This is a genomic window from Phenylobacterium sp. FG114 (genome assembly GCF_057809855.1).
In genome coordinates this window covers 261,782-283,493 of sequence record NZ_JBMDKU010000005.1, presented here as the reverse complement: position 1 = coordinate 283,493, position 21,712 = coordinate 261,782, and the positions used below count along the sequence as shown (strand labels likewise).

Sequence of the window (21,712 nt, the reverse complement as noted above, 5' to 3'; positions counted from 1 at the left end):
GCCGGATCGCTCCGGCGGCGTTTCGCTTTTCAGCCCTGGCTGCGCCTCAAGACGCGGGCGCGACGCGGCGGCGGCGCATCACGCTGCCGGTGAGGACAAAGCCCAGGATCATCAGCGCCCAAGTGCCCGGTTCCGGCGCCTGCGCCGCAAACGCGGCGTACATGTCCGCCGTCGAGAAATTGTAGCCGTTGTTGTCGGCCAGGACGTCGAAGTTGACGTTCCAGCCGATGGCGTCGAACAGCGCCAGATCCAGGCCGCTGACCGAGTCCACCAGCCGGCTGCAGATGTAGGGGTTCATGATCCCGCGGAAGTCGACGCAAGGCGCGCTCGCGTCGTTCGGCGGAAGCCAATGAGACGCCTGCCAGCCGTTGCCGAAATCCGTGCCGGTCGAGAAGTAGCCGTCGAAGAGCGCGGTCTTGCCGCCGTCAATCGAGAAGTACGACGGCGTCCCTACGCTCCAGTCCAGCTTGTCCTCGGCGCTGTAACGGAACATGTCGGCGCTATACCCCCACCAGGCGTCGTCCAGCGGGAAGGGTGGATCGTTGGCGACGTAATCGAAGTCGTCGACCCCACTGATGAAGCCCAGGGCGTGGCCGATCTCATGGACCGCGACGCCGATGAAATCGTACTGGCCGGTGGCGATGCCGTCGGTTGGATTGAAGTCGAAGGCGAATGCGTTGGAGAACTGCACCTGCGCGTCGGCGCCGGGATTGAAGTCGACGCCGAGCGCCAGCATGTTCGCGGAAGACACCGCGATCATGCTGCTGATCGCCTCGCCATCGGTGGGAGCGATCCGGGTCGTCGCTGGATCCACCCCCAGATTGCCGACATCGTACCCCGGGACGGTGACCTCCACGCTTCCGCTGGCGTTGGTGGCCGGTAGGTTCGACAGGGCGATGGCGTCCAGATTGCTGGTCGCCGCGCCGGCCAGCAGGCCGTAGTAAGTGTCCACCGGGACGTAGGTGTAGAGGGAGGTGCTTGTCCCCCCGAGGATGCCGGGCCCCAGGTTGCTGAACCCGACATTCAGGTTGAGCGTGCCCTCATTGGTCAGCACCGACTCCCAGTATTTGGCGGCGATGCGGAAGCCCTTCTCCGCCTGCGAGCCGGTGACGCCGCCGATGTCATTCAAAGCAATGGTCAAGGCGGCGGCAGGTGTCGCGCTAGCGAGGGCCGCTGCGGCGAGCGAGGGCAACAGTAAATACTTTAGTTTGGGAGGCGTCATTCGTTACCCCAATGATCGTCTTCGCTTGTCAGGCCCCCGACAAACCCCAGCGAAGACTGGTCACAGACTGGTAACGTTAAGACGCAACCGTCAAGTGCATTAATGCACCAATAGCGATAGTTCGATAAGGCTGCCGATGGATTGTGCAGGGCGACAGGGGCGCCGTGACTCCAGGTCCGCGGCTGCGCTACAGACGACGCAAACGCGGAGCCTCCATGAAACTGAATAACTTTGGGCGGGTCGCCTTTGTTGCAGCCCTTTTGGCTCAGCCCGCATTCGCCCAGGGCTCGGATGCCGCGGCCCAGGCGGAACGCGTCCGCGCCCACGTAACATTCCTGGCCTCGGACCTCCTTCAAGGGCGGGAAGCGGGCTCTCCGGGCTACGACATCGCCGCCAACTACGTCGCCTCGCAGTTCGCGCAACTGGGCTTGAAGCCGGCGGGCGCCAATGGCGGCTGGTTCCAGCCGGTTCCGCTGCTGGGCGTGCGTCCGGCAGACGAGGGCCGCTTCGTCGTGAAGGGCAAGGACGGCGCGCAGGTTCCGCTGGTGTTCGGCGAAGACGTGATGCCGGGCAAGCCGTTCGGTCCGACCGAGCGGAAGCTGTCGGCGCCGCTGGTCTTCGTGGGCTTCGGCGTGGTGTCGCCCCAGCACAAGCGCGACGACTACAAGGGCCTGAACGTGAAGGGGAAGATCGTGGTCGTCCTGTCGGGGGCTCCGGCCAGTTTCCAGACCGAGGAGCGCGCCTACTACGCCAACGGCCGCACGAAGCGCGCGCAGGCCGCGGCGCATGGGGCGGTGGGTCTGATCTCGCTCTATCTGCCCTCGGACGAGAAGCGGCGTCCGTTCGCCGACGGCAAGCGCACCTGGCAGAGCTGGGCGATGACCTGGCGCAAGCCCGATGGCTCGCCCAACGACGTGGCGCTGGACACCCCGCAACTGGCGTCGGTCAGCGTCGCCGGCGCGGACAAGCTGTTCGCCGGCGCGAAGAAGACCTATGCCGAGGTCGCCGAGGCGGCCCAGAAGCCCAAGGGCGACCCGCCCCGCTTCCCCCTGGCCACCACTCTCGATGTGGCGCTGCGCACCGAAACCAAGGCCGTGGAGAGCGCCAACGTCGCGGCGCTCATGGAGGGGGCCGATCCCAAGCTGAAGGGCGAGGTGGTCGTGCTTTCGGCGCACCTCGACCACATCGGCCTGACGCCCCCGGTCGACGGCGACGGCGTCAACAACGGCGCGCTCGACAATGCCGGCGGGATCGCCACCACGCTGGAGGTGGCGCGCACGTTCCGCGAGGCCGCCAAGGCGCCGCGCCGTTCGGTGCTGTTCCTGGCCGTGACCGGCGAGGAGAAGGGCTTGCTGGGCGCCGAGTACTTCGCCCGCAATCCGACCGTGCCGCTGGCCTCGATCGCAGCCGACGTGAACCTGGACATGCCGATCCTCACCTACGACTTCCTGGACGTGGTGGCGTTCGGCGCCGAGCGTTCCAGCCTGGCCGGCGCGGTCCAGCGGGCCGCGGCGCGCGAGGGCGTGGCGCTGTCGCCGGATCCTCTGCCGGAGGAGGGGCTGTTCACCCGGTCCGACCACTTCCGGTTCGTGGAGGTCGGGGTTCCCTCGACCTTCCTGATGACCGGCTTCCAGAACGGCGGCGAGGCGAAGTTCCGGGGCTTCCTGGCCAAGTGCTACCACAAGCCTTGCGACGACCTCGGCCAGGGGATCGACTACGCGGCCGGCGCCAAGTTCGCCCGCATCAACTATGAGATCGCCCGTGAGATCGCCGATGCCGACGAGCGGCCGAAATGGAACAAGGACGACTTCTTCGCCACGAAGTTCGCCCAGCCGCAGATGATCGCCGACCGGTAGGGATCAGTGCAGGCCCTGGGTCATCTGGTACAGGGTCAGCCCGATCTCGAAGACGATCAGGACGACAATGGCGGCTTCGAGCCGTAGCGATCGCTCGGTGTCGATCAGGTCGGTCATGAGCCGGGCGGTCTGGCCGATGACGCCCAGCTTGCGGTTCAGGATCTCGGCGCGTTCGTCGAGCTCGAACTCGTTCTCGAGGCGCGCATAGAGGCGCTCCAGGTCGGGGCGGTCCCAGAGCAGGTCGGGCTTGTCGCCCACGGCCACGCGGCTGCTGACGCGGTGCTCGACCAGCAGCGCCTGGCCGATCAGCCGGATGACCTTGCGCCGCGCGCCATGGCGGCGTCCCGTCCGCGCCAGGTCGCTGGCCCAGGGCTCGATGGTGTCGAGCACCTCTTCCACCTGCCGCTCATGGTGGGCGAGGATGGCGCTGGCGGCGATCGCATGGGCGACCACGAGCAGGCGAGGGGGCGAACGGTCGGCGATCCGGACCAGGCCATCCGGGTCGACCCGTTCCTCGCCCGCCGTGGGGGCGAGAACGGCCGATTCCTCCTCCCGCTTGTCGAAAGGCGAACTGACCCGCGCCGCGATCCCCCGCAGCACCTCGTCCTCGGCCAGGGCATCCAGCCCGACGAGGACGACGACGCCATAGCGGAACACGACGGCCATGCCCTGTTCGCCGACCCTGAAGGCCAGCGGAACAGTCGAAAGCGCGTCCCGCCGTTCGAGTCCGGCCGTGTCGATCCGCTCGCCGAGGACGACGGCGCGCGCCGTCAGCGGGGAGAAGGCCTTTTCCGAGGTGAGTTCGTCCGCCATGCCGGAGAGAGGAACATGGGAGGCGGGCCTATCGCCAGCCGTAGTTGAAACTCACGCTGACCCGTGGGGTCTTGGCCTTGTTGGCCGGCACCTCGTGGCGAAGCCAGCTTTCCCACATGTAGATCGTACCCGGCTGCGGCTGGAGATAGACGAAGGCCTGGGTCTCCTCCGGCGCGTCGGTGCGACGGGGCGGGGCGGCCATCATCAGCGGCAGGCGCGGATCCTCGAGCTTGAGCGCGCTCGCCCCCGGCGGCGTGTCGACGTAAACCGTGCCCGAGATCACGCTGTGCGGGTGGATGTGGCCCGAGTGGCCGGCGCCTGGCTTCAGGATGTTCACCCACAGGCTGTCCAGGCGCAGCTTGCCGCCGCGGAGGTCGAGGTGCAGGGCGCCGGCGAAGGTCTTGGCGTGCTTGTCGAGCTGAGTCTTGAGGTCGGCGAAGACGCTCATCCGCTGGGGGAGGTCGTCCAGGGAGCCGTAGGACGTGTAGCCGCCGTAGCCGTGCGCGCGGCTCCAGGCCCGGCCGGCCTGGTCCTCGGCTTCCAGCATCCGGCAGGCGTCCAAAATCTCGTGGTTGAAATTTTCGAAGCTGCGGTTTGTTGTAAGGGTCGCCTCGTAGACCGGGGTGACGAAGAGCGGGCGCAGCGTCATGGCGGGCGGCTTTAGCGCAGCCCACCGGTTTCTCAAAACGCCGCGTCGTCTGGCGCGGTGACGGAACGTTGTTTAGGTTGGTTCGCGAGAGCCCGGCCGGTGAGCCAGGCCCGGACCTTTTGGGGGAAGCAGGACGATGAACAGGATCGTGGCGGCTCTGGCCGTGATCGGCCTCGCGGTGGCGGCGCCCGCGGCGGCGCAGGCCCAGGCCAAGCCCAAGGCGGCTGCGACCTACAAGGCCCCCCGCGGCCCGGACGGCAAGCATCCCGACCTGAACGGCGTCTGGCAGGTGATGAACACCGCCGGATGGGACATCGAGCCCCACGCCGCCCGCGCGGCGCTGCAGATGCGGCCGGGCCCCTTCAATCCGGTGCCGGCGAAGGCCGTCGTGGCCCTGGGCGCCGTGGGCGCCGTGCCGGCCGGCTTGGGCATCGTGGAAGGCGGCGAGATCCCCTACACCGCGGAGGCCAAGAAGCAGCGCGACGCCAACCGCGAGGACTATCTGAACCTCGATCCCGAGGTGAAGTGCTACCTGCCGGGCGTGCCGCGTGCGAACTACATGCACCTGCCGTTCCAGATCTTCCAATCCGAGAAGTCGATGATCGTCGCCTACGAATACGCGGGCGCGGTGCGGAACGTGCTGTTCACCGATCCCGGCCCGGCGCCGGTCGACAGCTGGATGGGCCAGTCGGTGGCGACGTGGGAAGGCGACACGCTGGTCGTGAAGGTGACCGGCATGAACGACCGCAGCTGGTTCGACCGCGCGGGCAACTTCCATTCCGACCAGATGACGGTGGTTGAGCGCTGGACCCCGACCGGTCCGGGCGTGATGCGCTACGAGGCCACGATCACCGACCCGGCCACCTTCACGAAGCCCTGGAAGATGAGCTTCAACCTGTACAAGCGGGTGGGCGAGGATGCGCGGCTGAACCAGTTCAAGTGCGTCGAATTCGTGGAAGAACTGATGTACGGCGACCTGCGCAAGGAGCCGCTGAAATAGGGGTACGGTTCAAACCGGACCTTCGAGGGATTAGAATCTAGCATCCGGCGTTGGAGGCGCGAGATGAACAAGAAGAAGCTGATCGTTGCGGGGGCCATCGGGATGGCTCTTGCGACTGCCGCCGCCGGCGGCGCGGCCTGGGCCCACCATGCCTTCGCCGCCGAGTTCGACGGCAAGGCTCCCGTGCTGCTGCGGGGCAAGGTCACGCGGGTGGAGTGGATCAACCCCCACGCCTGGGTGCACATGAACGTCGTGGATTCGAGCGGCAAGGCGACCGCCTGGATGGTGGAGGGCGGCACGCCCAACACCCTGATGCGCTCGGGGATCACCAAGGCCTCGCTGCCCGCGGGCACCGAGATCATCGTCCGCGGCTATCAGTCCAAGGACAAGCTCTGCAAGCCGGCCTGCAAGGCCAACGGTCGTGACGTGACCTTCCCGGACGGCAAGAAGCTGTTCATGGGCTCGTCCGGCACGGGCGCGCCGACGGACGGCGCGGACCCGACCGAGAAGAAGTAGGGTCCGGGCATCGCCGGATACGGAAAGGGGAGCCGCGAGGCTCCCCTTTTTCGTATCCGGCCGGCGGCGGGGTCAGCGGCTCTGGATCTTGAGCAGCGAGTCCCACATCTCCTGGGCGAAGCCGATCACTTGCAGGTTGGCCGAGAACGCGGTCTTGGCCCGGATCATGTCCACGGTTTCCTTCCCGAGATCGACCTCGGGTTCGCCTTCGACGCCCATGGTGGCGACGTTGACGGCGGAGGTCTCGAAGCGGCGCGACGCAGCCAGGAGGCCGTAGCGGGCGGTGGAGATCGGGTCCATGCGGCCGAGGCTGCACCCGGTCCAGTTAAGGCCGCGCTGAGCAATGTGGTGAACAAGTCCGAAAACCGCGCGACGCGATGGCCGGCTGCGGCGTTATACTCCCGCGACCGAAGGAGGTGCCCATGCGCGCGCTCATCGTCCTGGCTCCGCTCGTTCTCGCCGTGGCCGGCGGGGCCGTGGCCCAGCCGATCGGCGAGAACCCGCCGACCAAGACCATCCAGTGCATCGACGTGGGCGGCCGGTCGATCCCGCCGGTCTGCAAGGTCCCGGGCAGCCGCCTGGATCCTCGCGAGGACATCTGCACCTGCCCCGACGGCGGCCAGCGGGTCGAGGTCTCGATCTGCGCCAAGGGCCAGAAGCCACCAGCCGAGAGCAAGGCGCTGAACATCGCGCGCACGACCGCGGCCCGAGACGGCACGCTGGTGGGGGACACCGTGGCCGGCAAGCCGATCTGCGTGGCGCCCCGCAACAGCCGCTAGGCGGTCCCTAGCTCAGGGCGGCGTAGACCAGCTTCTGGAACATCGGGCAGCCGATGCGGCCGGTCGGGCGCTGGCCCTGCATGGCGGTCACGGCCTCTGGGCCCAGGGGCATGGAGTCCTGGATCAGATAGATCAGGATCATCTCGTTGACCGGGTCGGCCTGCCACCAGGTGCCGAAGGCGCCGGGCCAGCCGAACGAACCCTCACCGCCGGCGCCCATCCACTGGTGCTTCTCGGCGTCCAGGATCATCGACGCGCCCAGCCCGAAGCCCTGGCTCAGCCAGAACGGCATGCCCAGGAAGGCGTGGCCGCGCTGCTCGTCGGTGAGCCGGTTGCTGGTCATCAGGTCGATCGTCTCGGGCTTCACCAGCCGGACGCCGTCCACCTCGCCGCGGCCCAGCATGAGGCGGGCGAACTTGAGGTAGTCGTCGGCCGTGGAGACCAGCCCACCACCGCCGCCTTCGAACGCGCCGGGGGTCTCGGGATCGGACCAGGACACGTCCTTCAGGCCGCCCTCGGGCTGCGCCTGGTAGAGCTTGGCGAGGCGGCCGCGCTTCTCGTGCGGGGTCCAGAACCCGGTGTCGTGCATGCCCAGCGGATCGAAGATGCGCTCCTTCAGCACCTGGCCGATCGGCTTGCCCTCGACGCGGGCCACCAGGAAGCCCAGCACGTCGGTGGCGTGGCTGTAGTGGAAGCGTTCGCCCGGCTGGTAGCTGAGCGGCAAGGCGCCGAGGCGGGTCATCCACTCATCGGGCGTGTGGGGGTTGGCGAGCGCCGAACCCAGCTTCTCCTCGTGCGCATGGGCGATGGGGCCCATGGAGGTGAAGCCGTAGGCAAGGCCAGACCGGTGGGTCATCAGGTCCTCGACCGTGATGTCGCGGGCGGCGGGGACGGTGGAATCGAGCGGCCCGGTGGCGTCGGTCAGGACCTTCATGTCCTTGAATTCGGGCAGCCACTTGGTGATCGGGTCGTCGAGCTTCAGCTTGCCTTCCTCGACCAGCATCAGGGCGGCGAGGGTGGTGACCGGCTTGGTCATCGAGGCGATGCGGAAGAGGGTGTCGCGCTCCATCGGCAGCCCGGCCTCGATGTCGCGCTGGCCGATCGCCTCGGCGTGGACCACTTCGCCCTTTCGCCAGACCAGGGTGACCATCCCCGACAGCGCCTGCTGGTCCACCAGCCCCTTCAACGCCGGGGCGACGCCGGCCAGGACCTCGCGATTGAAACCCGTCGGAGCCTGAGCACCGTCCATCGGACGCCTCCCTTATCGTTGTTCACCTACATTGCGCCGGGCAGGGGGTGTCGCGTCAAGCCACTGGCGCGCGGCGCCCCTGGAAAAGGTGCGGCGCCCTGACGTGGCGGCGCCTGCATCTACGCCCCTGCGGGGTACGTAGAGTGGCTGGGGGCCGGTGAGAGTTGCGCGCCGGTCCCCGCGTCCGTATCGGGGACCTCATGCCGCCTTCCCCAGAACCCGCGCGCCTGACCAAGCGCCTGACCCTGGCCGGGGCCGCCGCCATGCTCACGGCGGCGTGCTCGCCGCTCAGCATGTTCGCCACGCTGTCGCCCAAGGACCCCGCCTCGCAGGTGGGACGGGCCGAGGCCTATGGCGCGGGGCCCCGCCAACGCCTGGACGTCTACGCGCCCCGCCGGGCGCGGGGGCAGGCGCCGGTGGCGGTGTTCTTCTATGGCGGCTCGTGGGATTCCGGGCGGCGGCAGGACTACAATTGGGTCGGCCGAGCGCTGGCGTCGCGCGGCTTCGTGACCGTCGTCGCGGACTACCGCATCTATCCCGAGGTCCGCTATCCAGGCTTCCTGGAAGACGGCGCCCAGGCGGTGAAGTGGGCGGCGGACAATGCCGGCAGGTACGGCGGCGATCCGTCCAAGATCGTTCTCGTCGGCCATTCGGCGGGCGCCTACAACGCCGTGATGCTGGGCCTGGACGGCCGCTACCTGACCGCGGCCGGGGTCGATCCCCGGCGGGTGAAGGCCATTGCCGGGCTGTCCGGCCCCTATGACTTCCTGCCGATCCGCGGGGCGATCACCGAGCGGATCTTCGGCGGCGCGGATGACCTGCCCGGCACCCAGCCCCTGGCCTATGTGACCGCGAACTCGCCGCCAGCCTTCCTGGCCACGGGCGATGCGGACCAGATGGTCTGGCCGAAGAATACGATCGCCCTTGCGAAACGGCTCCGCGAAGCTGGAGTCGAGGTGGAAGAGCGTCACTACGCGGGCGTGGACCACATCCGCATGGTGCTGGCCCTGTCGCGTCCGCTCCGCGGACGGGCGCCGGTGCTGGATGAAATGACCGACTTCCTGCGTCGTCACGCCGAGTGAGCTTGCTGCGCCTGCTAAGCGATCCTGGTGGGCGCCGCACAGGGCGTGGTGTCCAAGGCCTTACGTCGTCAGCATTTCCCTCGCCGGGCGCCGCCGCGGCAGCCACGCTGCGATGCCGCATTGAACGGGGTTCCCGACGTGCGTATATGCCCGCTCGCCCCACGAGGGCGAGGCCGCAAGGACGCTGGACCGCCCATGTTGCTCACGCTGATGAAGGCCAAGCTGCACCGCGCCACGGTGACCCAGGCCGATCTGGACTACGAGGGGTCGATCGCCATCGACCGGGATCTGCTCGACGCGTCCGGCATCCTGCCGCACGAACAGGTGGACGTGCTGAACATCACCAATGGCGCGCGCTTCACCACCTACGCCATCGAAGCCCCCCGCGGTTCGAAGGTGATCGGCGTGAACGGTGCGGCCGCCCGCCTCGTTCAGAAGGGCGACAAGGTCATCGTCGTGACCTATGGGATGTTGCCCGCCGAGGAAGCCCGCAACTATGCCCCGACCGTGGTCCTGCTGGACGACGCCAACGAGATCAAGAAGGCCGCCTGAGGCCCCGCTCGCCGTCGCCGCGGCGTCGCTGGCGGCCGCCTGCCTGGCGGGCTGTTCGCCTGGCGCGCCCCCCGGCGTGGACCGCGACGCGCTAGACGCCGCCATCTCAAAGGCCGTGGGCGACCCGAACACCTGCGTGCTGATCGCCGAGGCGGGCTCGGGCAAGCGCTACTACCGCTACAATTCGGCGACCACGTGCGCGAAGGAGTTCGCCGCCTGCGACCAGCCGGGGACGCGCAAGCTGGACGCCCTGCTGGACGCTGTCGCCAAGGATCGCCAGCCACGCCAGCTGTCCTGCGATACGGAGGCCGACGCCTCGCGCGGCGTGGGCTGGGCCGCGGGGCCCATCGCCGGGACCAACCTGGTCTACGCCGCCATGATGGAGGGCGACCGCGCCTTCCCCGGCCGGATGATGGCCGACCGGCTGGACGGCGCCTTCCGGCGCGCGAAAGTCAGCAAGTAGGCCGTCCGTGACGATCCTGGTGACCGGCAGCTCGGGCCACCTCGGCGAGGCGCTGATCCGGACGCTCCGTGACGCGGGACGGCCCGCCATGGGATTGGACACGACGCCGTCGCCATGGACCGACGTCACCGCCTCGGTGACCGACCGCGACGCCGTGCGGGCGGCCATGCGCGGCCCGAGCGCGGTGATCCACGCCGCCACCCTGCACAAGCCGCATGTGGCCACGCATCCGCGCCAGGCCTTCGTGGACGTCAACATCACCGGCACGCTGAACCTGCTGGAGGAGGCCGCCGAGGCCGGCGTTAAGGCCTTCGTCTTCACCAGCACCACAAGCGTCTTCGGCCGCGCCATGGCCCCGCCGCCGGGCGCTCCCGCCGCCTGGATCGACGAGGACGTCCGGCCGATCCCGAAGAACATCTATGGCGTCACCAAGGCCGCCGCCGAGGACCTGTGCGAGCTGATGCAGCGCCGGACCGGCCTGGCAGTGATCGTGCTCCGCACCTCGCGCTTCTTCCCGGAGCCGGACGACGACCGGGAGATGCGCGACGGCTATGCCGACGCCAACGCCAAGACCAACGAGTTCCTGTTCCGCCGGCTGGACGTTGAGGATGCAGTGGGCGCCCACCTCGCGGCCCTGGAGGCGGCGCCGCGCCTGGGCTTCGGTCGCTATGTGGTCAGCGCCACGACGCCGTTCACGCGGGCCGACGCTCAGGCCCTGGGCCGGGATGCGCCGGCGCTGCTGGCGCAGCGGATCCCTGGGTTCGCGGACGTCTATGCGAAGCTGGGGTGGCGGATGTTCCCGACGCTGGACCGCGTGTACGACAACACCCGCGCCCGGGCCGACCTGGGTTGGGCGCCGACGTACGACTTCGACCATGTGCTGGGGCGCGTCGCCGCAGGTGAGGCGCCGACCAGCCCGCTTGCGCAGGTGATCGGCGCCAAAGGCTACCACGCGGAGACGTTCCGCGATGGCCCGTACCCGGTCGAGGCTTAGCGGCTGATCTCGTAAAGGCCGCTGATGTCGATGCGGACCTTCAGCTCGCCGCCCGAGACCGACGTTCCGGCGTCCATCTCCGCGCCGCGCTTGGCGGCGTAGGCCATCATCGGCATCGGGGGCGTAGCCGCGTAGCCGCCCGCTTCGCTCAGGCTGACCAGGCGGCTGACCTTGTAGCCGGTAGCCTTGGCGTAGAGATCGGCCTTGGCGGCCAGCGCCTTCACGGCGGCTTCCCGCGCGGCGTTCTCCGCGGCGGTCGGGTCCTGCAGGCCGAAGCTGACGCCCTGAACCTGGTTGGCGCCTGCGTTCACCGTGGCGTCGACCGCCGGGCCCAGCTTCTTCAGGTCGCTCACGGTCACCGTGACATTGTTCGAGGCCTGGTAGCCGACCAGCTGGGGCGGCTGGTTCTCCTGGTACTTGTACTGCGGGTTCAGGTTCAGGTTGGACGTCTGGATGTCCTTGTCGGGGATGCCGGCCTTCTTCAGGCTGGCCACGACCGCGTTCATCCGCGTGGCGTTGGCCTGCATGGCCTCGGCAGCCGTCTTGCCCTCGGTCATGACGCCCAGGGTGATGGTCGCCATGTCGGGCGCCACCTTGGTCTCGCCATAGGCCGACAGGTTCAGCGTGGTGGCGCGGAACATGGTGTCGGCGGCCGGCGGCGCGGCCTGGGCCAGGGCCGCGGGGGCGGCGGCGGCCGTGGTGAGCACCAGGCCGAGGGCGGCGGCGCGCATCAGGGTCTTCATCGGTATAGTCTCCAGTCCGGGGGGAGGAACGAGCCCAAGCGTCGCAATTCCAACCTGAACGCAAGCTTTAAGCCGCGTGCAGCCCATGGTAACGCGGCGGTTCGCGCGAGCTATGGGCCTGTAGCTCAATGGTTAGAGCCGGCCGCTCATAACGGTCTGGTTGCAGGTTCGAGTCCTGCCGGGCCCACCAGCAACACCTTTTCAGGTGCTTTCACGGCGTTTCGGAAAGTCCACCTAAGTCATTAGAAATGCGGTGAAAATCCATCACGCATTCGTGCGATTCGTTCCGCCTCATTCGGATCGTTTCCAGACCGTTCTCTGGTACTTTTCGGGGTCGGTACCAACAGACCCTGCAAAAATACCAGATGCAGCAATGCAACTTACTGATGCCAAAATGATGCGCTTGGGCGCTGCTCACGGAGCAGTGCCAGCGGCGGAACGCAGACCTCGCAAGGTTACCGATGGCGAGGGCCTGTACATACTGCTGCACCCGTCAGGATCGATGCTGTGGCGCCTGGCCTACCGGTTTGAGGGCAAGCAGAAGGTTCTCGCGCTCGGACGATACCCCGACGTTTCGCTCCCCAAGGCGCGCAAGGCTGCGGTTGATGCTCGCGCGCTCATCGCTGATGGACATGACCCCTCGGTCGAGCGGAAGCGAGCCAAGGTCAGAGCCAGGACGGCGGCGATGGACAGCACGTTCAAGGTCGTCGCCGAAGCCTGGTTCAAAGCCCGCAAGATCAAATGGGTCAAAAGCTATTCCGACCGGCTTCGATCACGCCTCGACGATGACCTCATTCCCGTCCTAGGGGATCGGAAGATCGCCACGATCGAGCCGGTAGAAGTCCTCGAGTGCATACGCCAGATCGAACAGCGCGGCGCTCCCGAAATGGCCCGCCGGGTGCTGCAGATGGCGGGCAATGTCTTTCGGTTTGGCGTCGCCACCGGACAGTGCGCGCGCAATCCCGCCGCCGATATCCGCGACGCGCTGGCGTCACCTAAGCCTGTGAAGCACCGGCCTTCACTCAAGCCCGGTGACCTGCCGGAATTCATGCGGCGGCTGGCGCAGTACGATGGGGATGAGAGAACGCGCCTTGGCCTAGAGCTGGTCGCCCATACCATCGTGCGCACGTCCGAGGTCCGGTTCGCGCACCGCGACGAGTTCGAGAATCTCGATACCGCACAGGCCCTTTGGCGCATTCCCGCCGGACGCATGAAGATGCGTCGAGACCACCTCGTGCCACTGTCTCCTCCGGCCACCGAAATCGTGAAGAGGCTGCTCGTGTTGACCGGTAACAAGGCGCTGCTCTTCGCCGCCGACACCAAGAGCGGGGTGATCTCCGAGAATACCCTGATCTGTGCCGCCTACCGCATGGGCTACCACAGCCGCGCATCGGTGCACGGCTTCCGCTCGACGGCCTCGACGATCCTCAACGAACACGAGTTCAACCGCGACTGGATCGAGATGCAGCTGGCGCACAACGAAGGGAGCGTGAGGTCGATCTACAACGCTGCTGAATGGATCAGTGGTCGACGCCTGATGATGGCGTGGTGGTCGAGCTATCTCGAACTCCTGATGGCCGGCCGAAGCCCAGACGGAGCTGTCCATGATCGAGCCACAAATCAGGATCGGCTGCCCGAGGCGGCTGCTGCCGTCCTGAAGCGAATGGAGAGTGGACGCTCAGACCACCGCCCGCGGAGCCGTAACGCTGGGGCCGCCCGGAGCTGATCGGGAGCCCCTGCGACCTTCGTGAGGAATCCAACTCTCAGGGCGGAGGTCGTCGCCAGGGCGTCAAGTGTCTTCCGCGGCGATCAGGGCCGGGCGCGCGTCGATCCTGTCGTCGGCTGTTCCAAAGGCGGCGCTTCCATGAGGCGCGATTTTCTTCCAGGGTCGGTCCACATCGGGAATGGGCCGCCATGTGTAACCTCTACGCCATGATGTCGTCGCGCGCCGCGGTGGCCGCCTTGGCGCGCGCGATGAACGACCGCAATCACAACAGCCCGCCAATGGCCGGGATCTTCCCGGACTATGCGGCGCCGGTGGTGATCAACAGCCCGGACGGCCATCGCGAGATGCGCGACATGCGCTGGGGGATGCCGTCGTCGCAGAAGGCGTTGTTGGAGGCCGCCAAGAAGCGCGCCGACCGCCTGCGCGCCAAGGGACGACGTTCGAGTTCAACGAGCTGTTGAAGATGGAGCCGGACGGCGGCACGACCAATGTGCGGCGGACGGAGAGCCGCCATTGGGCGGCCTGGCTGGAACCGCCCCACCGTTGCCTCGTGCCGTTCACGTCCTTCAGCGAGCCCGACCAGGTGGGCGGCACCCTCAAGCCTTTCTGGTTCGCGCTGTCGGAGGCGCGTCCCCTGGCCTTCTTCGCGGGCGTCTGGACGCCACACAGCTGCGTGCGCAAGATCAAGACCGGCTGGGAGGATTGCGAGGTCTTCGGCTTCCTGACCACGGACGCCAACGCCGAGGTGGCGCGCTATCACGCCAAGGCCATGCCGGTGATCCTGACCGCGCCATCGGATGTCGACCTTTGGATGAGCGACGCGCCGTGGGCCGCCGTGAAGCATCTGCAGCGGCCGTTGCCGGACGGCGCCCTGACGGTGGTCGCCACCGGCGCGCGCAAGGACGAGGTCGAGCCGGCCTGAGGCCCGGAGGCCCACTGTGGGCGCCGCAATTCCCGCCGCCCCGCGCCTAGCCGGCTGGGCCGCCGCCGGTGGGCGGCCAGGTCCAAGGCCCGTCGAAGAGGTGCGGAAAGACGGCGATGTTGCGCCCGCCGCACCCGTGGGGACCGCTGCAGACGAGTCTCGGCACGATGTCGGCGATCCGGGGGAAGGTCCGCACGCCGAAGCGATCGATCAGGTCCGCCGGCGTCCATTCGACAAGCCGTTCGCAGTCCTGGCAGCAGAGGGCCAGGGACCAGCCTTTTTCCAGGTAGGTCCCGACCGTGTCCGTCCCGACCTGGCCGACGTGGAAGGCGCGCAAGGCCCGCTTCGGGGGTGGCTTGAGCGTGGAGGTCATGGGTCTAGATCCAAACTCGCGCCCGGCCCTCGGCGCCGCAGCCCCGGCACCGCGCACGCCGGCGGATGTCGCTGGGGGTCGCGTCCGGCCCGCAGGCGCGCATCGCCGCGGGCCGCGGCAGTTCGGCGACATGCCCGCAGGCGTCGCATTGGATCTTGAGCCGATCGGCGCGCTTCATCGTGCGATGCAGGGTCTGAAACATCTGCATGGCCGTTAGCTGCGCTTGGCCTCGTACTGCGCGATCGCCCGCCGCTGGGTCTCGCCAGCGTCGTTGAGGATGGTGAGGCGGCCCTCCCTCGCGCCGCAGCGGGCGCAACGCAAGCGCCGCGCGATGGCGTCCAGGGACGCGCCGCGGGAAAAGCGCAGCTCGAGCTCGGCGGCGCGCCATCCCCCGCCGTGCCCGTTCGCGCAGGCGACGCGGACCTGCCAGCCGTGGTCGATACATTGGCCGACCGTCTTGCCCATCGCGTGGGTGACGACCTCGAAGCCGGCGCCCTCGGTCTCGGTCGGGGGCGGAGATGGCGGGGCGTCGCTCATCGCGGTCCTGTCGCAGCACCTGGGCCGCGCGCGGCCTTCCAGCGGGTCACGGCCAGTTCGCTCGGACCCTGGCTCATCGAGGTCCAGGCGCCGCCCCGGATCGCCTGTGCGGAATAGTGGACCTCGCCCCGCTCACAGGTCTCGTTGGGGCAGGGGGTTCGCATGCCCCACCCGCACTTGTTGGCGCCGTAGACGGCGATGAGGGTGGTCAGATTGACCCGCAGCCCGAGGCCGCAGGCGCGGCAGACGCCGCGCAGGCGCCAACCCTTGACCAGCATCTCGGCGAGGGTGAGGGCAGCCATGTCGGAGGGCGGCGTGACCAGGACGTCGGGCGCTTCGTGCCCATGCGGCTAGGCCTCGCCGCGGGGGCGCGGGAACGGGATCAGCCGCGCTCTGGACGCCAGCAAACCGCCCGGATCGCGCAGGGTCACGCGCCCGTCGCCCCGGACCACGCCGAGGATCGGGAGGCAGCGCGGGGCGGGGCGGTTGTCGTTGGCGGCGGTCATGCCCAACGTGAACACTATGAGAACATTGACGGTCAAGATGCTGCCACGTGATGACGCCCGTGTGCGCCGATCGGCGTGGGGGTGCGCCGCCTTGGCCGCGGCCGATCGACCGTGGGTCTATCCGGCCGCCTCCGCGTGTTGGGGATTTTGCGGGGACGCCTGAGCATGGCCAGACCAGGAACGGACACCCTCTTGGGCCGATGGACACGGCGCGCGGATCGATCCCTTACGGCCGCTCGCCAGGGTCGGTAAGCTGGTGGGCGATGATCCGCACCACTGAGGCCTACGGCTTCACCTTCGCCTACCCCGCCGGCGACACGACGGTCGGCCACTGCCTGGCGAAACATGGGGAGTTCGCGAGGATCGGGGCCACCCTGTGCGCGGAACTCTCGCGCGGCGGGACATTCATCGACGTGGGGGCCAACATCGGTGCGATCGCCCTCCCGGTTTCGCGGTCCGCGCGGCGGGTGATCGCGATCGAGGCGCATCCTGGCCTGGCCGACCTGCTTCGCACCAATGCCGCCGCCGCGGGCAACATCGAGGTCGTCCATGCCGCGGCGAGCGACCGGGCGGGCATCGTGTCGTTTCCGGCGCCCGCGCTCGAGGATCAGGCCAATTTCGGTCGCAGCGGCTTCGGCCTGCCGGGTCCGAAGATCGAGGTGCCCGCCGTCTGTCTCGACCGGCTCGCGCCCGACGATACCCTCATGGTGAAGATCGACGTCGAGGGGCATGAGTACGAGGCGCTGCAGGGCGCGGGCGCGCTGCTCGCCCGCGGGGTTCGCTGGCTCGTGGAGACCGACCCTAACGGTCCCAAGTCCCGGGAGGTCGTCCAGCTGTTCCTTGACCGCGGCTATCGCACCTATTGGCTCTGGGACACCTTCGTGACGCCGCGCGCGCCCAAGGCGCCCTGGGAAGGCAAGCGACTGGGCGACCTGAACGTGCTGGCGGTTCCCCGGGACCAGCGCCAGCCCGCCGAGATGGTCGAGGTCACCGCCGGCTTCGCCTGGCCGCGGAACACGCTGGGCTTTGGCTACCTGCGCCACTTTGGGATCCCCGAATTCGGCGGCTAGGGGGAGCCTTCCGTCACCGCGGCGCCAAACCGGGGGGTGGGCGACCCTAAGCGGCGGCGGCCGCCGCGATCTGCTCGCGCAGGTCTTCCGCCGTCAGGATCCGGATCGCGGCGCCCTCGGCCGCGAACGCCTCCGCCTTCAGGAAGTCGACGCTGGTCCGGACCCCCGATGAAAAGGGGCGCGTCCCGGCGACGACCAGCATCGTCGTGGTGCGGCCGACGCTCGCCATCACCCGCCCGCCGGCGGCGGCGACCTCGCGCGGCAGATCGCTGTGCGGGGAGGCAATGATCGCGACGCGCTCGCCCTGAAGCGGGCCTGTCGCCGCCCGCGCGGAAGCGGCCTTGCGGACCGGAGCCGCGCGCCAGGGCGCGGCGAGATAGCCGGCGAGGTCGAGGCCGGTCGCCTCCATGGCCTGCAGCACCACCTGGCCGGCGACGCGGGCGTCGCTCAGCGCGTCGTGATGCTGGTGATCGAGGCCGAGGTGGGCGGCCAGCACATTGAGGCGGTGGGTCGGCAACCCGGGCCAGGCGTGGCGCGCGACCTTGACGCTGTCGAGCCACCGGCTGCGGATCATCGGCAGGCCGGCGATGCGGCAGGCCGCCGCGAGGGCGGCCTTGTCGAAGCCGGAATGGGCGACGGCGACCCGGCCGCCGAGGTGCTCGAGCAAGGTCCCGTACAGGCCGTGGAAAGTGGGTTGCCCCATGACCCGTTCGGGCCCGATCCCATGCAGGCGGACATTGAAGGGGCTGAAGCGGTCCTGGGGGTCGACCAGGGTCTCGTAGGCGAAGACCTCGCGGCCGCTGGTGAAGCCGACGATGCCGACCTGGCAGATACTCGACGCGCGGCCGCACGCCGTCTCGACGTCGATGACCACGAAGTCGGTCGACGGCGGTGGGGCGCGATCGGGCAGGGGCGTCCCGCGGGGCTCGATCCGGGGTTCCAGTGCGGATGCGGGCTGGAGACCCAGCCGCTCCGCCAGATCGACCGGAATCGTCAAGGTGTCTGGCCTCCGCCTACCCTCAGGCGGAGTCCGAGGGCGCTCCGGCTAGGCGCCGACCCGGGCGACCCGCCCCCTCGGTCTTGGGCCACGGGACCGCCGGCCCGAAACGTTCCGGCGGGCGGCAGGCTGGACACAGGGGCGATCGCGGACATGGCGCCATCCATCGGGCCTCCCGGGCCGCGGGGCAAGCCGGCGCGACCGGCTGCCGGCGGGAAACCCCCGCGCCGGCGGCTGCGAGCGATGCCCCGGGTCGACACAGGGGCCGCCTGTCCCCCTCGGTCATTCGGTTGGCGGCGACATCCCATCGCCGTAGCGACTTGGCCTTAGGAGCGCGCAAACGCCGGTCGCGGGGGACGCCCAGGCGAGATCATGCGGCCGATCGGCTCGGATCGGCTTCCGACGGCGCCGTGGCCGCCAGGGCGGACTCGATCGCGGCGATCAGGACCGGCAGTTCGATCGGCTTCGGCGCGACCGCGTCGAAGCCGTCGCGCCTGTATTCGTCCGCCTGGTGGCGCATCGCGTTCGCCGTCAGCGCCACGATGGGGGTGCGCCCGCGCCCGGTCTCCGCTTCCAGCGTGCGGATACGCCGGGTCGCCGCCTGGCCGTCCATGACGGGCATCTGGATGTCCATGAGCACCACGTCCCACTCGGAGGACCGCCAAGCGGCCACGGCCTCGGCGCCGTTCACCGCAAGGTGCGGCTCCAGACCCAGCTGCTCGAGCAATGTGCGTATGACAAGCTGATTGGTCTCGTTGTCCTCCGCCACCAGGATCCGCAGACGCCGCCCTGCGTCCGGGGCGACCGTCTCGGGCGGCGCGTCCAGCGCCTGCGCCGGGACGAGCGGCAGTCGCACCTCGAAGATCGAGCCCTCGCCGACCCGGCTCTTGACCGCCAAGCGTCCGCCCATCAGGCGGGTCAGTTCGTGGGAGATCGCAAGTCCCAGGCCCGTCCCGCCGAACCGCCGGGTGGTCGAGGCGTCGACCTGAACGAACCGGTTGAACAGGCGGGCCTGGTCAGGTTCGGAGATGCCCACGCCGGTGTCGCGGACCCGGATCCGCAGGCCGCGGGCCGGATCCTGATCGAGCCGCACCGACACCTCGCCTTGCGCCGTGAACTTCACGGCGTTGGACACCAGGTTGTAGAGGATCTGGCGCACGCGGGTGGGGTCGGCCCGCCACAGGCCTTCGGCCTCCGCCGCGACGGTCACGGAGAACGCCACGCCCTTGTCGGCCGCCAGGGGCGCAAACGCCATCTGGGTGTCGTGCGCCAGTTCCCGGGTGTCGAGCACCCCGTCTTCGAGTTCGAACTTGGCGGCCTCGATCTTGGCGAGGTCGAGCAAGTCGTTGAGAAGGGTGAGCAGCAGGGTCCCGGACTGACGGATCACACCCAGCCGGCGGCGTTGAACCTCCGGCAGCGCGTCCGCGGCCATGGCCTGCGCCATGCCCAGCACACCGTTCAGCGGCGTGCGGATCTCGTGGCTCATGGTGGCGAGGAAGCTGCTCTTGGCGTCGCTGGCGCGCTCGGCGCGAGCCAGCGCCTCGGCGGCGGCGAGCATCGCCTCGTCGCGCCGCCGCACCGCCTTGAGCACGTGGAGCAGGTAGAGACCCGATCCCGCGGTCAGAAACAGCATCAGTATCGCGCGAGTCTGAGGTTCGAGCCGGACCGTGAGGAGTGGGAGCGTCCCCAGCATCACGGCGTAGGGGGCGCCCCCCGCCCACAGCAGCCGGCCGCTCGTGTGCGGATGGGTGCCGAAGTTCAGCAGCCCGCCCATCAGGACGACCAGGGCGATCAGCCGGCCTTCCTGTCCGCAGGCAAACCAAAGAAAGGGGCCGGCCGCCACGAAGACGGCGCTGTTCAGGAACTGAACGACGAGATAGCGCAACTCCCACAGCGCGCTGGGCTGGAACGCGGGATTGCGGGCCGCCTCGGCCCCGGTCGCGACGTTCGCGACCTGCACCAGGCCGACGGCCAGCAGCCACGCCGCCGGCCACCAGCTGTGAGACCCGTAGCCCGCCGCCAGCGAGATCAGGAACGCGAACCCGAAGCGTAGCCGGATCTCGGCCCGGCGACCCTGCGCGGCCAGATGGTAAATACTGTACGCCTTCATCACGCACCAGCATCCGGCGCCGTATTTAACGGTGTGTATCGCGACGCCGGCATGGGACGACGTTTATTGGACAAGTTGGATGCGGCAAGTCACCGCGCAGGATCAGAAATTGATCTAAGTTAATGGGCCGCTCCGCAGTCATGTCGGGGACTCGACATTGGCGTTGTTCAGATGGCATCGCCTACAACCAGGCGCCAGACTTGCGGCCACGGTCGGCGCAACCCCTGGGATGTCCGCTTGTTCCGGCCCAGGACTGCGGACCCGGAACACGCGGCCGGGCGGGGCGGTTGTCGCTGCGGAAGGAGCGGCTGAATGACCCTTGAGGATCAACTCTTCGACCTGGAGGCCGGCTTCTGGCTGCAAGGCGAGGCACATTTCCGCGAGCATCTCAGCGATTCATGCCTGCTGGCCTTTCCGCAGGGCGGCGAGATGCACGGCGTGTTTTCACGTGAGCACGTGGCGGCGACGGCGAGCCCGGGGAACCGCTGGCGGGACCTGCGGATGGCCGACCGCCACCTCCTGCGCCTCAAGGACGAGGTCGCTCTCATCAGCTACAGAGCAGAGGTCACGCGGGCGGACGGCCAGCCTTACGCCGCGCTGGTGAGTTCGGGCTATCTCCGGGACGGGGCGCACTGGAGGCTCGCCTTCCATCAGCATTCCCCGCTCTAAGCGGTGCGCCGGCTGCCGTCCGTAGGTGCGGTGCGCCGGACAGGGCTTGCGGGCGGCGACGGGGCCGAAAGCGCCGTTGGGCGCGCGGTATCCGGCAGCGATCCACGGATTGTTAGGTGGCGGAACCCGCGGCGAGGCGGGGTGTTGGCGGAGATGGCCTGACCCAAGAGGGAACACATCTGATGTCCATCATCGATAAGGCGCTGGGCGCCGTGGCGCCGCCGGAAAGCGACAAGGCGCGCGCGAAGGCGACCGCCGAGGCGCGGGCGCTTTCGACGCCCGGCGACTGGCTGTCGCTGGCCCTGGATCACCACGACGAGATCCGGACCGGCTTCGAGGCCTGCCGCAAGGCGTCTTCAGGCCCGGCTCGGGTCAAGGCCCTTCAGGCTCTGGGCCTGGTTCTGAACGGCCATGCCCTGGCCGAGGAGGTGGTCCTCTATCCGGCCTTCTCGAAGGCCGGCCACAAGCCCGCGACCGGCCTGGCCTATACCGAGCAAACGACCGCGAAGATGCAGATGGCGGAGCTGGAGCGCATCGACCCGACCAGCCAGGACTGGATGGACAAGCTCGAGCACATCAGGGGCGCGGTGCTGCATCACGTCTTCGAGGAAGAGAGCAGCTGGTTTCCGGCGCTCAAGGCCGACTACGATGACCAGGACCACCTCGACCGGCGCTTCCGCGAGGAATCCGAACGACATGTCGTGGCTCCGGCCAGGGCCGTGATCGCCGAAGCGCGCGCGGTCGAGGACGCCGCCCGGGCCCGCCGCTAGCGGTCCGGCTTCCGCCGCGGCGCGGCCAGGCCGCCCCCCACGCAGCAGCGGCCGGGCGGAGATTTTCCGGGGCGCCTCATTGGTGAGGAGCCCGCAGCCGAGGCCCGCCCGGCG

At 68.8% G+C, this 21,712-nt stretch carries 27 protein-coding genes and 1 tRNA gene; 15 read left to right on the top strand and 13 right to left on the bottom strand.

The window, feature by feature from the left end; all coding sequences use genetic code 11:
- Positions 1-46 precede the first annotated feature (46 nt).
- Positions 47-1,141: an NF038122 family metalloprotease gene (locus ACODSY_RS10850; RefSeq protein ID WP_488951752.1), complete on the bottom strand. Its 1,095-nt coding sequence runs from the start codon at positions 1,139-1,141 to the stop codon at positions 47-49.
- A 296-nt stretch (positions 1,142-1,437) separates the two neighbouring features.
- On the opposite strand from ACODSY_RS10850, the gene ACODSY_RS10845 reads away from it, so the two are divergent.
- Positions 1,438-3,078, top strand: a complete 1,641-nt coding sequence (locus tag ACODSY_RS10845) for a M20/M25/M40 family metallo-hydrolase (protein ID WP_488951751.1) — start codon at positions 1,438-1,440, stop codon at positions 3,076-3,078.
- Between the two features lie 3 nt (positions 3,079-3,081).
- Here the strand turns inward: ACODSY_RS10845 and ACODSY_RS10840 are convergent, their stop codons facing one another.
- A complete protein-coding gene (locus ACODSY_RS10840; RefSeq protein WP_488951750.1) occupies positions 3,082-3,891 on the bottom strand; it encodes an RMD1 family protein in 810 nt (269 codons plus the stop codon).
- A 28-nt stretch (positions 3,892-3,919) separates the two neighbouring features.
- The gene (locus ACODSY_RS10835) at positions 3,920-4,540 is read right to left on the bottom strand and encodes a TIGR02466 family protein (protein ID WP_488951749.1); all 621 of its coding nucleotides are present in this window, start codon (positions 4,538-4,540) and stop codon (positions 3,920-3,922) included.
- 136 nt (positions 4,541-4,676) lie between these two features.
- On the opposite strand from ACODSY_RS10835, the gene ACODSY_RS10830 reads away from it, so the two are divergent.
- Both ACODSY_RS10830 and ACODSY_RS10825 read left to right on the top strand, forming a co-directional pair.
- Positions 4,677-5,540: a hypothetical protein gene (locus ACODSY_RS10830; protein WP_488951748.1), complete on the top strand. Its 864-nt coding sequence runs from the start codon at positions 4,677-4,679 to the stop codon at positions 5,538-5,540.
- 63 nt (positions 5,541-5,603) lie between these two features.
- Positions 5,604-6,056 (top strand): DUF6152 family protein, encoded by a 453-nt coding sequence (locus ACODSY_RS10825; RefSeq protein WP_488951747.1) that lies wholly within the window; start codon positions 5,604-5,606, stop codon positions 6,054-6,056.
- A gap of 72 nt (positions 6,057-6,128) precedes the next feature.
- Here the strand turns inward: ACODSY_RS10825 and ACODSY_RS10820 are convergent, their stop codons facing one another.
- The gene (locus tag ACODSY_RS10820; protein ID WP_488951746.1) at positions 6,129-6,356 is read right to left on the bottom strand and encodes a flagellar basal body rod C-terminal domain-containing protein; all 228 of its coding nucleotides are present in this window, start codon (positions 6,354-6,356) and stop codon (positions 6,129-6,131) included.
- A gap of 122 nt (positions 6,357-6,478) precedes the next feature.
- On the opposite strand from ACODSY_RS10820, the gene ACODSY_RS10815 reads away from it, so the two are divergent.
- Positions 6,479-6,835 (top strand): hypothetical protein, encoded by a 357-nt coding sequence (locus tag ACODSY_RS10815; protein WP_488951745.1) that lies wholly within the window; start codon positions 6,479-6,481, stop codon positions 6,833-6,835.
- Positions 6,836-6,842: 7 nt separating this feature from the next.
- Here ACODSY_RS10815 and ACODSY_RS10810 read toward each other — a convergent pair whose 3' ends face one another.
- Entirely contained in the window at positions 6,843-8,084 is a 1,242-nt protein-coding gene (locus tag ACODSY_RS10810; RefSeq protein ID WP_488951744.1) for a serine hydrolase domain-containing protein, read from the bottom strand.
- Positions 8,085-8,284: 200 nt separating this feature from the next.
- Between ACODSY_RS10810 and ACODSY_RS10805 the strand changes: the two genes are divergently transcribed.
- The 4 genes from ACODSY_RS10805 (at position 8,285) to ACODSY_RS10790 (ending at position 11,175) form a co-directional block, all read left to right on the top strand.
- The gene (locus ACODSY_RS10805; RefSeq protein ID WP_488951743.1) at positions 8,285-9,166 is read left to right on the top strand and encodes an alpha/beta hydrolase; all 882 of its coding nucleotides are present in this window, start codon (positions 8,285-8,287) and stop codon (positions 9,164-9,166) included.
- Between the two features lie 195 nt (positions 9,167-9,361).
- On the top strand, positions 9,362-9,718 hold the full coding sequence (gene panD, locus ACODSY_RS10800; RefSeq protein ID WP_068874269.1) for an aspartate 1-decarboxylase: 357 nt from the start codon (positions 9,362-9,364) through the stop codon (positions 9,716-9,718).
- A 76-nt stretch (positions 9,719-9,794) separates the two neighbouring features.
- The gene (locus ACODSY_RS10795; protein WP_488951742.1) at positions 9,795-10,181 is read left to right on the top strand and encodes a hypothetical protein; all 387 of its coding nucleotides are present in this window, start codon (positions 9,795-9,797) and stop codon (positions 10,179-10,181) included.
- A 7-nt stretch (positions 10,182-10,188) separates the two neighbouring features.
- A complete protein-coding gene (locus ACODSY_RS10790; RefSeq protein ID WP_488951741.1) occupies positions 10,189-11,175 on the top strand; it encodes an NAD-dependent epimerase/dehydratase family protein in 987 nt (328 codons plus the stop codon).
- On the opposite strand, the gene ACODSY_RS10785 is transcribed toward ACODSY_RS10790, so the two are convergent.
- Positions 11,172-11,918 carry an SIMPL domain-containing protein gene (locus ACODSY_RS10785; protein WP_488951740.1) on the bottom strand — a complete coding sequence of 249 codons (747 nt, stop codon included), beginning with the start codon at positions 11,916-11,918 and terminating at the stop codon, positions 11,172-11,174. The genes ACODSY_RS10790 and ACODSY_RS10785 overlap by 4 nt on opposite strands.
- Positions 11,919-12,032: 114 nt before the next feature.
- Between ACODSY_RS10785 and ACODSY_RS10780 the strand changes: the two genes are divergently transcribed.
- From ACODSY_RS10780 to ACODSY_RS10765, 4 genes are all read left to right on the top strand, one after another.
- Positions 12,033-12,108, top strand: a tRNA-Ile gene (locus ACODSY_RS10780).
- A gap of 183 nt (positions 12,109-12,291) precedes the next feature.
- On the top strand, positions 12,292-13,644 hold the full coding sequence (locus ACODSY_RS10775) for a tyrosine-type recombinase/integrase (RefSeq protein WP_488951739.1): 1,353 nt from the start codon (positions 12,292-12,294) through the stop codon (positions 13,642-13,644).
- Positions 13,645-13,832: 188 nt separating this feature from the next.
- Positions 13,833-14,105, top strand: coding sequence for a hypothetical protein (locus ACODSY_RS10770; protein WP_488951738.1), 273 nt, complete (start codon positions 13,833-13,835; stop codon positions 14,103-14,105).
- Between the two features lie 2 nt (positions 14,106-14,107).
- Positions 14,108-14,566: an SOS response-associated peptidase family protein gene (locus ACODSY_RS10765; RefSeq protein WP_488951852.1), complete on the top strand. Its 459-nt coding sequence runs from the start codon at positions 14,108-14,110 to the stop codon at positions 14,564-14,566.
- Between the two features lie 46 nt (positions 14,567-14,612).
- Here ACODSY_RS10765 and ACODSY_RS10760 read toward each other — a convergent pair whose 3' ends face one another.
- From ACODSY_RS10760 to ACODSY_RS10740, 5 genes are read right to left on the bottom strand one after another with little or no spacing between them, the layout of a single operon-like run.
- Complete coding sequence (locus tag ACODSY_RS10760) at positions 14,613-14,939, bottom strand: hypothetical protein (RefSeq protein WP_488951737.1); 327 nt, start codon at positions 14,937-14,939, stop codon at positions 14,613-14,615.
- 4 nt (positions 14,940-14,943) lie between these two features.
- On the bottom strand, positions 14,944-15,147 hold the full coding sequence (locus ACODSY_RS10755; protein ID WP_488951736.1) for a hypothetical protein: 204 nt from the start codon (positions 15,145-15,147) through the stop codon (positions 14,944-14,946).
- A gap of 5 nt (positions 15,148-15,152) precedes the next feature.
- Positions 15,153-15,476, bottom strand: coding sequence for a hypothetical protein (locus tag ACODSY_RS10750; RefSeq protein ID WP_488951735.1), 324 nt, complete (start codon positions 15,474-15,476; stop codon positions 15,153-15,155).
- On the bottom strand, positions 15,473-15,778 hold the full coding sequence (locus tag ACODSY_RS10745; protein ID WP_488951734.1) for a hypothetical protein: 306 nt from the start codon (positions 15,776-15,778) through the stop codon (positions 15,473-15,475). Before ACODSY_RS10745 ends, ACODSY_RS10750 begins: the two co-directional genes overlap by 4 nt.
- Before the next feature lie 48 nt (positions 15,779-15,826).
- Positions 15,827-15,982, bottom strand: a complete 156-nt coding sequence (locus ACODSY_RS10740) for a hypothetical protein (RefSeq protein WP_488951733.1) — start codon at positions 15,980-15,982, stop codon at positions 15,827-15,829.
- 263 nt (positions 15,983-16,245) lie between these two features.
- Between ACODSY_RS10740 and ACODSY_RS10735 the strand changes: the two genes are divergently transcribed.
- Positions 16,246-17,052 carry an FkbM family methyltransferase gene (locus ACODSY_RS10735; RefSeq protein ID WP_488951732.1) on the top strand — a complete coding sequence of 269 codons (807 nt, stop codon included), beginning with the start codon at positions 16,246-16,248 and terminating at the stop codon, positions 17,050-17,052.
- Positions 17,053-17,098: 46 nt separating this feature from the next.
- Here ACODSY_RS10735 and ACODSY_RS10730 read toward each other — a convergent pair whose 3' ends face one another.
- Complete coding sequence (locus ACODSY_RS10730) at positions 17,099-18,049, bottom strand: exonuclease domain-containing protein (RefSeq protein WP_488951731.1); 951 nt, start codon at positions 18,047-18,049, stop codon at positions 17,099-17,101.
- A gap of 370 nt (positions 18,050-18,419) precedes the next feature.
- Entirely contained in the window at positions 18,420-20,159 is a 1,740-nt protein-coding gene (locus ACODSY_RS10725) for an ATP-binding protein (RefSeq protein WP_488951730.1), read from the bottom strand.
- Between the two features lie 312 nt (positions 20,160-20,471).
- On the opposite strand from ACODSY_RS10725, the gene ACODSY_RS10720 reads away from it, so the two are divergent.
- Positions 20,472-20,828: a hypothetical protein gene (locus ACODSY_RS10720; protein ID WP_488951729.1), complete on the top strand. Its 357-nt coding sequence runs from the start codon at positions 20,472-20,474 to the stop codon at positions 20,826-20,828.
- A gap of 182 nt (positions 20,829-21,010) precedes the next feature.
- On the top strand, positions 21,011-21,598 hold the full coding sequence (locus ACODSY_RS10715) for a hemerythrin domain-containing protein (RefSeq protein ID WP_488951728.1): 588 nt from the start codon (positions 21,011-21,013) through the stop codon (positions 21,596-21,598).
- Positions 21,599-21,712: the final 114 nt, after the last annotated feature.

What these genes read in the sequence shown, in the direction of transcription:
- ACODSY_RS10845 (WP_488951751.1), top strand. Translation starts at nt 1,438, where the DNA reads ATGAAACTGAATAACTTTGGGCGGGTCGCCTTTGTTGCAGCCCTTTTG.
- ACODSY_RS10840 (WP_488951750.1), bottom strand. Translation starts at nt 3,891, where the DNA reads ATGGCGGACGAACTCACCTCGGAAAAGGCCTTCTCCCCGCTGACGGCG.
- ACODSY_RS10835 (WP_488951749.1), bottom strand. Translation starts at nt 4,540, where the DNA reads ATGACGCTGCGCCCGCTCTTCGTCACCCCGGTCTACGAGGCGACCCTT.
- ACODSY_RS10830 (WP_488951748.1), top strand. Translation starts at nt 4,677, where the DNA reads ATGAACAGGATCGTGGCGGCTCTGGCCGTGATCGGCCTCGCGGTGGCG.
- ACODSY_RS10825 (WP_488951747.1), top strand. Translation starts at nt 5,604, where the DNA reads ATGAACAAGAAGAAGCTGATCGTTGCGGGGGCCATCGGGATGGCTCTT.
- ACODSY_RS10820 (WP_488951746.1), bottom strand. Translation starts at nt 6,356, where the DNA reads ATGGACCCGATCTCCACCGCCCGCTACGGCCTCCTGGCTGCGTCGCGC.
- ACODSY_RS10815 (WP_488951745.1), top strand. Translation starts at nt 6,479, where the DNA reads ATGCGCGCGCTCATCGTCCTGGCTCCGCTCGTTCTCGCCGTGGCCGGC.
- ACODSY_RS10810 (WP_488951744.1), bottom strand. Translation starts at nt 8,084, where the DNA reads ATGGACGGTGCTCAGGCTCCGACGGGTTTCAATCGCGAGGTCCTGGCC.
- ACODSY_RS10805 (WP_488951743.1), top strand. Translation starts at nt 8,285, where the DNA reads ATGCCGCCTTCCCCAGAACCCGCGCGCCTGACCAAGCGCCTGACCCTG.
- panD (WP_068874269.1), top strand. Translation starts at nt 9,362, where the DNA reads ATGTTGCTCACGCTGATGAAGGCCAAGCTGCACCGCGCCACGGTGACC.
- ACODSY_RS10785 (WP_488951740.1), bottom strand. Translation starts at nt 11,918, where the DNA reads ATGAAGACCCTGATGCGCGCCGCCGCCCTCGGCCTGGTGCTCACCACG.
- ACODSY_RS10775 (WP_488951739.1), top strand. Translation starts at nt 12,292, where the DNA reads ATGCAACTTACTGATGCCAAAATGATGCGCTTGGGCGCTGCTCACGGA.
- ACODSY_RS10770 (WP_488951738.1), top strand. Translation starts at nt 13,833, where the DNA reads ATGTGTAACCTCTACGCCATGATGTCGTCGCGCGCCGCGGTGGCCGCC.
- ACODSY_RS10765 (WP_488951852.1), top strand. Translation starts at nt 14,108, where the DNA reads ATGGAGCCGGACGGCGGCACGACCAATGTGCGGCGGACGGAGAGCCGC.
- ACODSY_RS10760 (WP_488951737.1), bottom strand. Translation starts at nt 14,939, where the DNA reads ATGACCTCCACGCTCAAGCCACCCCCGAAGCGGGCCTTGCGCGCCTTC.
- ACODSY_RS10755 (WP_488951736.1), bottom strand. Translation starts at nt 15,147, where the DNA reads ATGCAGATGTTTCAGACCCTGCATCGCACGATGAAGCGCGCCGATCGG.
- ACODSY_RS10750 (WP_488951735.1), bottom strand. Translation starts at nt 15,476, where the DNA reads ATGAGCGACGCCCCGCCATCTCCGCCCCCGACCGAGACCGAGGGCGCC.
- ACODSY_RS10745 (WP_488951734.1), bottom strand. Translation starts at nt 15,778, where the DNA reads ATGGCTGCCCTCACCCTCGCCGAGATGCTGGTCAAGGGTTGGCGCCTG.
- ACODSY_RS10740 (WP_488951733.1), bottom strand. Translation starts at nt 15,982, where the DNA reads ATGACCGCCGCCAACGACAACCGCCCCGCCCCGCGCTGCCTCCCGATC.
- ACODSY_RS10735 (WP_488951732.1), top strand. Translation starts at nt 16,246, where the DNA reads ATGATCCGCACCACTGAGGCCTACGGCTTCACCTTCGCCTACCCCGCC.
- ACODSY_RS10725 (WP_488951730.1), bottom strand. Translation starts at nt 20,159, where the DNA reads ATGAAGGCGTACAGTATTTACCATCTGGCCGCGCAGGGTCGCCGGGCC.
- ACODSY_RS10720 (WP_488951729.1), top strand. Translation starts at nt 20,472, where the DNA reads ATGACCCTTGAGGATCAACTCTTCGACCTGGAGGCCGGCTTCTGGCTG.
- ACODSY_RS10715 (WP_488951728.1), top strand. Translation starts at nt 21,011, where the DNA reads ATGTCCATCATCGATAAGGCGCTGGGCGCCGTGGCGCCGCCGGAAAGC.